Raw genomic sequence first — 11427 nt, forward strand, 5'->3', positions numbered from 1 at the left:
CGCCGGGCGGGCGGGCGCGCGGCTCAGCGCGTCAGCTTCTTGTACGCGAGCCGGGTCGGCCGGTCCGCCGCATCGCCGAGGCGGCGGCGCTTGTCTTCCTCGTAAGCTTCGAAGTTGCCTTCGAACCATTCGACGTGGCTGTTGCCCTCGAACGCAAGGATATGGGTCGCCAGCCGGTCGAGGAAGAAGCGGTCGTGCGAGATGACCACGGCGCAGCCGGCGAAGTTCTCGATCGCCTCTTCCAGCGCGCCCAGCGTTTCGACATCGAGGTCGTTGGTCGGTTCGTCGAGCAGCAGCACGTTGCCGCCCTGCTTGAGCATCTTGGCCATGTGCACGCGGTTGCGTTCGCCGCCCGAGAGCTTGCCGACGTTCTTCTGCTGGTCCTGCCCCTTGAAGTTGAACGCGCCGACATAGGCCCGCGTGCTCATGTCGTGGCCGTTGACCTTCATGTAGTCGAGGCCGTCGGAAATCTCTTCCCACACGTTGTTCTTCGCGTTCAGGTCGTCGCGGCTCTGGTCCACGTAGCCCAGGCGCACGGTGTCGCCGACCTCGATCGTGCCACTGTCGGGCGTTTCCTGGCCGGTGAGGATGCGGAACAGGGTGGACTTGCCGGCGCCGTTGGGGCCGATCACGCCGACGATCCCGCCCGGGGGGAGGGTGAAGCTGAGATCCTCGAACAGCAGCTTGTCGCCATAGGCCTTCGAGATGTTCTTCGCCTCGATCACCTTGCCGCCGAGCCGTTCGGGCACCTGGATGACGATCTGCGCCTTGCCCGGCTTGCGGTCCTGCTGCGCGTCCTGCAGCTGCTCGAACTTGCGGATACGCGCCTTGGACTTGGTCTGGCGCGCGCTGGGCGTCTGCCTGATCCATTCCAGCTCGCGGCTGAGCGCCTTCTGGCGGCCCGATTCCTCGCGGCTTTCCTGTTCGAGCCGCTTGGCCTTCTTCTCCAGGTACGTGGAGTAATTGCCTTCGTAGGGATAGTAGGACCCGCGATCGAGCTCGAGGATCCAGCCCACGACGTTGTCGAGGAAATAGCGGTCGTGGGTGATCATCAGCACCGCGCCGGCATATTCCTTCAGGTGGTTTTCCAGCCATTCGACGCTTTCGGCATCGAGGTGGTTGGTCGGCTCGTCCAGCAGCAGGATCGACGGCTTCTGGATCAGCAGGCGGGTCAGCGCGACGCGGCGCTTCTCGCCGCCAGAAAGATCGGTCACCGGCCAGTCGCCCGGCGGGCAGCGCAGCGCCTCCATCGCGATTTCCAGCTGGTTGTCGAGCGTCCAGCCGTCGACCGCGTCGATCTTTTCCTGGAGGGTGCCCATCTCCTCCATCAGCGCGTCGAAATCGGTATCGTCCTTCGGATCGCCCATCTCGGCGCTGATCGCGTTGAAGCGTTCGACCATGTCGGCCACCTCGCGCGCGCCGTCGCGCACGTTTTCCAGCACGGTCTTGCTTTCGTCGAGCTGCGGTTCCTGCGGCAGGTAGCCGACGGTGATGTTCTCGCCCGGCCAGGCCTCGCCGCTGAAATCGGTATCGATCCCGGCCATGATCTTCATCAGGGTGGACTTGCCCACGCCGTTCGGGCCGACGATGCCGATCTTCGCACCCTGGTAGAACTGCAGGTTGATGTTCGACAGCACCGGCTTGGACGCACCGGGGAAAGTCTTGGTCATGTTCTTCATGACGAATGCGTATTGGGCGGCCATCAGTCGTCCTTCGGGAAATGATCGCGGGTGTTTCGGAATTGGCGGCCAGATAGGGCCTGCGGCGCGCGCGGGCAAGCTGCACGTGGACGCGGCCCCGCCGGGCCGGGACGCGCTAGGCCGGGCCGGCGAACCCGCGCCGCATCAGCGCGGGCAGCATGGCGGCCTGGAACGCGGCGCGCGCGGCGAGGAACAGCGTGAAGGCGAGCCACAGGCCCCAGTTGCCCTGCGGCCAGGCGAGCCACAGCGCCAGGACATAGACCGCGCTCGCCCCCAGCATCGAGAGGAGCAGCGCGCGCGTCCAGCTCGCGCCGACGAAGATCCCGTCGAACACGAACCCGGCGACCCCGGCGAAGGGGATCAGGACCAGCCAGATCGCCTGTTCCTGCGCCGCGCGGGCGACCGCGGGGGTCGCGGCGAAACTGGCCAGGACCGGGTCCGCCAGCAGCGCGAAACCGAGCGCGACCAGCGCCGCCGCGCCCATCCCGCGGACCAGGATCGCGCGGATATAGGCGGTGAACCCGGCGCGGTCGTCGGCCCCGCGGCGCTCTCCGTTCAGGACCTGGGCCGCGTTCTCGAACCCGTCGAGCAGGAGCGCGGTGAAGACGAACATCTGGTAGAGGATGCCGTTGGCCGCCAGCACGACCGGTCCGCGCTCCGCGCTCAGGCGGGTGAGCGCGGCGAGCGCGATCATCAGCACGACGGTGCGCAGGAACAGGTCGCGGTTGACCGTCAGGAAAGGGCGCAGGCTGGCCCAGCGCAGCACCGCCTTCCCGCGCGCGGCGGCGAACAGGGCGGCCCCGTGGCTGCCGCGCGAAACAACGATGCCGAGCACGGCCAGCTTCGCGTATTCGGCGATGAAGCTGGACCAGCCGACCCCGGCGATACCCATGTCGAGATCGAGCACGAACCACAGCCCGAGCGCGACGTTGAGCAGGTTGTAGAGGACCTCGATCGCGAGGACCGCGCCCATCCGGCGCTGCCCGACGAGATAGCCGATCAGCGCGAGGTTGAGCATGACGCCGGGGGCCGACCAGTAACGGATATCGGCATATGTGCGCGCCGCGGCCAGGACCTCGCCGCGCGCGCCCAGCGCATCGAGCAGGGCCGGCATCAGCAGCGGCTTGGCCAGCAGCAGCGCCCCCGCGATCGCCAGCGCGATCGTGCCCCCGCGCAGCAGGATCGCCGCCTGTTCCGCCGCGCCGCTGCGCGTGCCCGCCTGCGCGACGAGGCCGGTCGTGCCCATCTTGAGGAAGTTCATCACCGTGAACAGCATGGCGAACAGGCGCGCGCCGACATCGACCGCGCCCTGCGTCGCCGCGTCGTCGAGCCGGCCGACGATCCACATGTCGCCCAGGCCGATCAGCGCGGTCGCGACATTGGTCACCATCGCGGGCAGGGCGATGGCCCAGATCGCCCGGATCGCCCGGGAATCGAGCGTGAAGCGGCCGGGCACGGCGGGGGCGGGCGGATCAGCGGAAATGGGCCTTGCTCTCCTCTTGCCAGGCCGAACGCGCGCTTTCGCGATCGGCCCCGACACCATAGCCAACGGTTATAACCGGGCAGCCTTAAGCGATAGGACCGGTCCGGTGAAGGCTGCCAAGGTGCGTGCCTAGAGACCCAGCAACGGTAATCAAGATGATACGCGCACCTTATTTCCTCTACCTCGGATCGACCGCAGACCCGTTGTCGATCAAGACCTCGCGCGGGGTCGCCATGTTCCGTTCCGAAGCCTGCATCGGGGAATTCTCGCGCCCGCCCGGCAACCTCACGCTCGGCCTGCCGCGGATGGATTTCGCCGAGGCGGCCGCGGCCGGCGCGAAGACGCTGGTGCTCGGCGTGGCGAGCGCGGGCGGCGCGCTCAACGAAGAGCTGGTGCGCGATGCCGAGGCGGCGCTCGACGCGGGGCTCGACATCGCCGCCGGCCTCCACGGCCGCCTGCGCGACGTGCCCCGCCTGGTCGAGGCGGCGCAGCGCAACGGGCGCGCGCTGATCGACGTGCGCGACCCGGCGTTCGACCTCGCGGTCGGTACCGGCCGCCCGCGTGCCGGGATGCGCCTGCTGACGGTCGGCACCGATTGCTCGGTCGGCAAGATGGTCACCACGCTGTGCCTCGAAAAGGCGATGCGCGCGCGCGGCTACCGCGCCGATTTCCGCGCCACCGGGCAGACGGGCATCCTGATCGCCGGATCGGGCGTGCCGCTCGACGCGGTGATCGCCGATTTCATCTCCGGCGCGATCGAACAGCTCTCGCCCGAACGGCACGATGGCGGCTGGGACCTGATCGAGGGACAGGGATCGCTGTTCCACCCTTCGTTCGCGGGGGTTTCCACCGGCCTGCTGCACGGCGCGCAGCCCGATGCGATCGTGATCTGTCACGATCCGCTGCGCGAACACATGCGCGGCCTGCCGCACTTCGGCGTGCCCGCGCTGGAAGACGCGATCGCCGCCAACCTGCAGGTCGCGCGCCTGACCAACCCGGCGGTGGTGCCGGTGGGCGTGGCGCTCAACACCTCCTCGCTCCCGGCGGACGAGGCGCGCGACTTGTGCGCGCGCACGGCGGACGCCACCGGCTTGCCCTGCACCGACCCCTACGCGCATGGCGCGGACCCCATCGTAGACAGGATCGACGAATGCTTCGCCAGCTCTCTGCCCGGCACGTCCCGTTCCGCCTGAACCGGCCGTTCCGTATCTCGCGCGGGGTCAAGACCGCGGCGGATACGGTGCAGGTCGAGATCGCCGCGGGCGAGCATGTCGGGCGGGGCGAGAGCGTGCCCTATGCCCGCTACGGCGAATCGATCGAGAGCGTGCTGCGCCAGGTCGAGGCGGTGCGCGATGAGATCGAGCGCGGGGCCGGGCGCAATCGCCTGGTCGAGATCATGCCGCCGGGCGCCGCGCGCAACGCGCTGGACTGCGCGCTGTGGGACCTGGAGGCGCGCGTGGCCGGGCGGTCGATCACCGAAACGCTGGGCTGGGGGGCGCTGAAACCGGTGCCGACCGCGATGACGATCAGCCTCGACACGCCTGCCGCGATGGCGCGGGCGGCGGCGGCGATCAGCCGGGTGCCGCTGCTGAAGGTGAAGGTCGATGCCGAAAACCCCGTCGATGCCGTGCGCGCCGTGCGCGAGGCGGCGCCGGGGCCGCGGATGATCGTCGACCCGAACGAGAGTTGGACGATTGCGCAGCTGGCCGACTGGCAGGACGCCCTGGCGGAGCTGCGGGTGGACCTGCTGGAGCAGCCGCTGCCCGCCGACAGCGACGAGGCGCTGGAAGGCTTCGCGCGCCGGGTGCCGCTGGCGGCCGACGAATCGGGCCACGTGACCGGCGATCTCGCCCATCTCGCGCGGCGCTACGACGTGGTGAACATCAAGCTCGACAAGACCGGCGGGCTGACGACGGCGCTGGCGATGATGGAGGCGGCGCGGCAGGTCGATATCCGGCTGATGATCGGCTGCATGGTTTCCAGTTCGCTATCGATCATGCCGGCGATGATCGTGGCGCAGCATTGCGGCTTCGTCGATCTCGACGGGCCGACCTGGCTGGCGGAGGACATGCCGGGCGGGGTGAGCGAGACGGGCGGCGTGATGGCGCCCGCCGAACGCGGATTCTGGGGCGAGATATAGACTGCGGTTATATCCTGCGCTGCGAATATGATCGCCGTGGGTGTTCCCGCGAGAGGCCGCTTTCGCAATACTGCTGTAACAAACGGAGGGCGGGATGAGAGTTACGCAAGCGAAGTTCGCAGGCAGGATCGCCGGGCTGATGGGCGCCGCGCTGGTTCTGGCCGCGCCCGCCGCCGCGCAGGACGCGGCGGTGAAGGCTGGTGAAGGGCAGGCCGGGGCCGACATCCTGATCACCGGCGGCACGATCTATCCGGGCGGTGCCGATCCCTTCACCGGCGACATCGCGATCGCCGGCGACCGCATCGTCTATGCCGGCCCGCGCTACCCCCACGCCGCGCAGCGGACCATTTCGGCCGACGGCATGATCGTCGCCCCGGGTTTCATCGATCCGCACACCCATGCCGACAGCGCCCTGATGTCGCGCATCCCGGCCGCGCGGCTGGTCCTGCCGTTTATCACCCAGGGCGTGACGACCGCGTTCATCGGCGTGGACGGTCGCGGCGATCCCGATGTCGCGGCCACGTTCGGCAGGGATAGCGGGCGCGATTACGGCGTCAATTTCGCCACGTACGTCGGCCTCGGCGCCTTGCGCGGCGAAGTGATCGGCAGCGACGACCGCGCCCCGACCGAAGACGAGCTGGCCGAAATGGCCGCCCTGACGCACCAGGCGATGTGCGAGGGCGCGCTGGGTCTTTCGACCGGGCTGTTCTACGCCCCGCAAAGCTATGCCGAGGAAGGCGAAGTCGTCACCCTGGCGAAAGTCGCCGCGCGCCACGGCGGGATCTACGACAGCCATATCCGCGACGAATCGAGCTACACGATCGGCCTGGCCGGCGCGGTGGCCGAGGCGATCGACATCGGCAAGCAGGCGGACATCCCGGTCCACATCGCGCATATCAAGGCGCTGGGCGTGGACGTTCACGGCCAGGCGGGCGCGGTGATCGAGGCGGTCGAGGCCGCCCGCGCCGAAGGGCAGGTGGTCCATGCCGACCAGTACCCCTGGCCCGCCTCGGGCACCGGGCTTTCGGCCGCGCTGATGCCGCGCTGGGCGCAGGACGGCGGGCGCGAGGCCATGCTCGCCCGCTTCGACGACCCGGCGCAGATGGCGCGCATCCGCACCGAGATGGCGGAGAACATGCGCCGCCGCGGCGGGCCCGCCTCGCTGCTGATCACCCGCGGCCCGGCCGACGTGCTGGGCAAGACGCTGGAAGACCTCGCCCCCGCGGCCGGCGGCGACCCGGTGCAGGCGGCGATCGACGTCCTGCGCCGTTCGGAAGCCGGCGTTGCCTCGTTCAACCAGGACGAGGCGGACATCGCGGCCTTCATGGTGCGGCCCTGGGTCATGACCAGTTCCGACGCGTCGGCCGGGCACCCGCGCTATTACGCCAGCTATGCGCGCAAGTACGACACTTACGTGCGCGAGCGGCAGGTGATCGACCTCAGGCAGTTCATCGACCAGAGCACGATCGTGCCCGCCCGGGCCTTTTCGATCGAAGGGCGCGGCAGCTTGCGCGAAGGCGCCTTCGCCGACGTCGTGGTCTTCGATCCTGAGAACTACGCCCCGCGCGCCGACTTCCTCGAGCCGACGCTGTTTTCCACCGGCGTGCAGACGGTGGTGGTCAACGGCGTGGTCGCGCTGGAGGACGGCGCGCCGACCGGCAAGGCGGCGGGGCGCCCGCTTCCGCGACGATCGCGCAGCGCCGACTGCCCGGCGCCGTAGGGCAGCGGCGGGAATACCTCGCCGCGAAAAGGCGGCGATCCACCGGAGGATGCACGAAACCCGCCCGGCAAGAGGCGGAGCGGAAAGGCCGAAAAAGCCTGGCGCCCGAGGCCGTGCGCGAGGCCCATATCGAAGGGAACGAACATGACGGGAAAACTGATCACTTCGCACATCGCACTGGCGGGCAGCCTCCTGTGCGCATCGATGGCCCAGGCGCAGGACGCCGCCCCGCCGGCCGAGGCGGCCCCCGGCGAGGGCACGCAGGCGACGGGGACGGGGGAAGGCCTGATCGTCGTCACCGGGTCGCGCATCCAGCGCGACGGCTACAATGCGCCGACCCCGCTGACCGTGCTCCAGACCGAGGACATCGAGGCGACGGCCCCGGCCAATATCGCCGATTTCGTGAACCAGATCCCCTCGGTCATCGGCAGCGCGACCCCGGCCAGTTCGAACCTGTCGATGAGCGCGGGCACGTCGGGCCTCAACACGATCAACTTGCGCGGCCTCGGCACCAATCGCACGCTCGTGCTGCTCAACGGGCAGCGGTCGGTCGGCTCGGCGCTGGGCGGCCAGGTTGACGTGAACACCTTTCCCCAGGGCCTGATCTCCGGGGTCGAAGTGGTCACCGGCGGTGCCTCGGCGGCTTACGGGTCCGATGCCGTCACCGGCGTGGTGAACTTCATCCTCGACGAGGATTTCACCGGCCTCAAGGCCGGGGCGGAAGCGGGCATCACGACGTATGGCGATGCGCCCAACTACCGGCTCGACCTGACGTTCGGCACGCCTTTCGCCGACGGGCGCGGCCATATCCTGCTGAACGGCGAACTGGCGGTGAAGGACGGGCTGCACGGCGTGCCGCGCGACTGGAACGACAAGGGCTGGTACCAGATCACCAACCCGGCATATGCGCCCGGCAATGGCGAGCCCGAGCGGCTGATCGTCGACCAGGTCGGGCTCGGCCTCGCGACGCCGGGCGGGCTGATCACCGATGGCCCCCTGCGCGGCCTCTACTTCGGGCAAGGCGGCGCGATCGGCCAGTTCGATTTCGGCACGGTCGCCAATCCGTGGATCATCGGCGGGGACTGGGCCATGACCCAGGTGAACGACACCCAGTCGCTGGATCCGGAAGAAAACCGCAAGAGCATCTTCGGCCGGATCAGCTACGAAGTCGCGCCCTGGCTCAACGTCTTCGCGCAGGGCAGCTATGCCCGCTCGGTCAACCAGGGGCAGCTCGGCATCCACCGCAACCAGGGCAATGTCACGATCCAGGCGGACAATGCCTTCCTGCCCGAGGAAGTGCGCAGCGCGCTGCTGGCCGCCGGCGAAACCTCGTTCCGCTTCGGCACGACCAACGCCGATCTGGGCATTCGCACCAATCGCACCACGCGCGGGGTCCAGCGCTACGTCGTCGGGGCCAATGGCGAATTTCCGCTGTTCGCTGATTACGCTCGCTGGGACGTCTATTACCAGAAGGGCATCGCCAATACGCGTGAAGAGGCGCTGGGCATTGCCAACAACACGCGCTTCGCGCTGGCGACCGACGCGGTCTTCGCCCCGGCGGGCAATGCCCTGGGCGTGGCCGAGGGCACGATCGTGTGCCGTTCGAGCCTGACCGATACCGACAACGGCTGCGTTCCGCTCAACCGTTTCGGCGTCGGCGTGGCCGATCCCGCGGCGCTCGACTGGATCCTCGGCGATCTCTACCGCAAGCAGCGGTTCGAGCAGAACGTGGTCGCCGCCAACCTCTCGTTCACCGCCTTCGACCTGCCTGCCGGGCCCCTGTCGGTCGCGATCGGCGGCGAGCACCGGACCGAGGAAGTCTCCGGCTATGTCGAGGACCGGTACCAGTCGGGCTGGTTCACCGGCAACTACCTGCCCAGCTTCGGCGATTACTCGGTGACCGAGGGGTACCTCGAAGTCCTCGCCCCGGTCTTCGACGGGTTCGACGTGAACGGCGCGATCCGCGCGACCGACTATTCGACCAGCGGCTATGTCACCACCTGGAAGCTGGGGGCGACGTTCGAGCCGATCGACGGGCTGCGTTTCCGTGCCACCCGCTCGCGCGATATCCGCGCGCCCAACCTGGCGGAGCTGTTCACCGCCGGCTCGACGCGGACCAACACCGTGCTCGATCCGTTCAACGGCAACCAGTCCACCCCCTTCGCCGGCACGAGCACGGGCAACCCGCGGCTCGAACCGGAAAAGGCCGACCAGTGGGGCTTGGGGGTCGTCGTCCAGCCGCGCTTCTTCCCCGGCTTTTCCGCCTCGGTCGATTACTACGACATCAAGATCAAGGACGCGATCGACTCGCTCGACGCCCAGACGATCATCGACCGGTGCCACGAAGGGGTCAGCGAATACTGCGCGGCGATCGTGCGCGGGCCGAACGATTTCGGCACCAACCTGCAGATCTTCGAAAGCCCGTTCAACTTCGCATCGCAGCGGGCCCGCGGCCTCGATTTCGAGACGTCCTATCGCACCGACCTGGGGGCCGGGGCGCTCACCCTGCGGGGCATTGCCACGCTCTACCTCGAAAACACGGTGGACAACGGGATCGACCCGGCGGTCGATATCGTCGGCGAGAACACCGCCTACGGCAATCCGGAGTTCGTCTACCGCATGATCGCGAGCTATGCCGACGGGCCGCTGCGCCTGAACCTGATCGGCCGCGGCATCAGTTCGGGCACCTACGACAACAGCTTCGTCGAATGCACGTCCGGCTGCCCCGAATCCTCGGCCACGGCGCGCACGATCAACACCAACCACATCGACGGCGCGTTCTACCTCGATGCCTCGGTCTATCACGACTTCAGCCTCGGCATGTCCGAACTCAGCCTGTTCTTCGCGGTCAGCAACCTGCTGGACAAGGACCCGCCGGTGGTCGGCTCCGGCCCGGCCGGCAGCGCCTATGCCACGCCGGCGACCAACCAATCGCTGTTCGACCTGCTGGGCCGTGCGTTCCGGATCGGCGCGACGATCGAATTCTAGCCTGCCGGGAAAGACTATCCCTGCCTGGGGGGCGGCTTGGCCGCCCCCTTCTTTTTGCGCGCCGCCGGGCGCAGCGCTGCGGACGCTCCCGGCAGGAGCCGGTGCGGTGCGGGGAAGGCCGGGGAAAATGATGGTCGGGGGAAATGCTGGTCGGGGAGACAGGATTCGAACCTGCGACATCTTGCTCCCAAAGCAAGCGCGCTACCGGACTGCGCCACTCCCCGACCGACGATTGCCGCGGTACCTGGTGGGCCCGGCAGGACTCGAACCCGCGACCTAGCCGTTATGAGCGGCCAGCTCTAACCAACTGAGCTACAGGCCCCCGGGTACCGTTCGGCGCCGGCGGACTAGCCCGCGGCGCGCCCGCGCGCAAGCGTCAGGCGACGACCGCCTGCATGATCTCCGCCACCGTGGTCGGGCGGATGTCGTGCCGGGCGAGATAGGCGAAGACCGCGCGGAACCAGTCGTAGAGCGCGTCGAGGTCGTCGTCGGTCTCGACATAGGGCGTGTGGCCGAGCGCGAGCGAGGGGCTGTGGAACGACAGCACGATCAGCGGCAGCCCGTCGTCGATCGCCATGTCGAGCCCGCGGATCGCGTCGTCCACCGTGGTCCCTTCCGGGGTCAGCGGGATGCGTTCGAGCAGACCCAGCCGCGCGGCGATCCCGCGCATGCGCGGCATTCGCGAGAGGGCGGGGTAGAGCAGGCGCCCCTGCCGCCGCAACATGCCCCAGTAGACCGTCGTCAGCGGCAGCTCGAGGACCGACATCTCCCCGTCGAGCCAGAAGGGCTCGAGCGGATAGGCGGCGTAGTCCGGCCCGTGCCCGGCGCGGTAATCGAACAGCGGGCGGAACGAGGTGTCCACCCCGACCCCGGCCTCGCGCAGGAGCTGCGTGGTCGCGGAGCCGAAGCCGTAGCGCCCGGCGCGGTAGAGCTGGGGATTGGTGCCGAAATTCTTCGCGATCGCGTCGCGCAGTTGCAGGAACTTGGCCCGCTCCAGGTCCGGCGGCAGGTTGCCGGCATAGGAATTGCGCTCGTCCACGTCCTCGTCGAACGGCGGATTGACCCAGGGGTGCAGCTGTATCCCGACTTCGGCCGTGCCGCGGGCGACGGCATCGCCCAGGATGTCCTTGGCGACGGTCGAATTGGCGATCGGCCAGTCCACGAGGTAACTCGGCACGATCCCCTGCGCCTCGCAGAACTCCTGGAAATTGCGCAGGCGCGGGACGTGGCGCAGCCCGTGCCGGTCGCGGGTGAAGGGGCCGCCCCAGTCGAATTCCTCCTCCGTATCGACGGTCAGCAGGACCCTGCGGCCGAATTCGGGCGCGAAGCGGGCGCGGGGGCCGGCGGGGGGGAGGGAATAGACGGGCTTGTTCAAGGCGCTGTTTCTCCAGCGGAA

7 protein-coding genes and 2 tRNA genes are annotated in these 11427 nt (G+C 68.8%); 4 read left to right on the plus strand and 5 right to left on the minus strand.

Going from position 1 to position 11427, the window contains the following annotated elements; all coding sequences use genetic code 11:
* Positions 1-23 precede the first annotated feature (23 nt).
* Both ettA and T8T98_RS05750 read right to left on the minus strand, forming a co-directional pair.
* Positions 24-1703: an energy-dependent translational throttle protein EttA gene (gene ettA, locus T8T98_RS05745; protein WP_322295866.1), complete on the minus strand. Its 1680-nt coding sequence runs from the start codon at positions 1701-1703 to the stop codon at positions 24-26.
* Positions 1704-1815: 112 nt separating this feature from the next.
* The gene (locus T8T98_RS05750; protein WP_251105797.1) at positions 1816-3156 is read right to left on the minus strand and encodes an MATE family efflux transporter; all 1341 of its coding nucleotides are present in this window, start codon (positions 3154-3156) and stop codon (positions 1816-1818) included.
* Positions 3157-3338: 182 nt separating this feature from the next.
* Here T8T98_RS05750 and dgcN point away from each other — a divergent pair, with 182 nt between their 5' ends.
* From dgcN to T8T98_RS05770, 4 genes are all read left to right on the plus strand, one after another.
* Entirely contained in the window at positions 3339-4376 is a 1038-nt protein-coding gene (gene dgcN / locus T8T98_RS05755) for an N-acetyltransferase DgcN (protein WP_251105796.1), read from the plus strand.
* Positions 4334-5323 (plus strand): N-acetyl-D-Glu racemase DgcA, encoded by a 990-nt coding sequence (gene dgcA, locus T8T98_RS05760; RefSeq protein WP_251105795.1) that lies wholly within the window; start codon positions 4334-4336, stop codon positions 5321-5323. The genes dgcN and dgcA overlap by 43 nt, the downstream gene beginning before the upstream one ends.
* A gap of 94 nt (positions 5324-5417) precedes the next feature.
* Complete coding sequence (locus tag T8T98_RS05765; RefSeq protein ID WP_251105794.1) at positions 5418-7043, plus strand: N-acyl-D-amino-acid deacylase family protein; 1626 nt, start codon at positions 5418-5420, stop codon at positions 7041-7043.
* Positions 7044-7187: 144 nt separating this feature from the next.
* On the plus strand, positions 7188-10031 hold the full coding sequence (locus T8T98_RS05770; RefSeq protein WP_251105793.1) for a TonB-dependent receptor plug domain-containing protein: 2844 nt from the start codon (positions 7188-7190) through the stop codon (positions 10029-10031).
* Positions 10032-10178: 147 nt separating this feature from the next.
* On the opposite strand, the gene T8T98_RS05775 is transcribed toward T8T98_RS05770, so the two are convergent.
* From T8T98_RS05775 to T8T98_RS05785, 3 genes are all read right to left on the minus strand, one after another.
* Positions 10179-10255: transfer RNA gene (locus T8T98_RS05775), tRNA-Pro, on the minus strand.
* A 21-nt stretch (positions 10256-10276) separates the two neighbouring features.
* Positions 10277-10353 (minus strand) — tRNA-Ile (locus tag T8T98_RS05780).
* Between the two features lie 54 nt (positions 10354-10407).
* Positions 10408-11406, minus strand: a complete 999-nt coding sequence (locus tag T8T98_RS05785; protein ID WP_251105792.1) for a polysaccharide deacetylase family protein — start codon at positions 11404-11406, stop codon at positions 10408-10410.
* Positions 11407-11427 lie beyond the last annotated feature (21 nt).

The sequence above is a fragment of the Pelagerythrobacter marinus genome (assembly GCF_034375205.1).
Taxonomy (GTDB): Bacteria; Pseudomonadota; Alphaproteobacteria; order Sphingomonadales; family Sphingomonadaceae; genus Pelagerythrobacter; species Pelagerythrobacter marinus.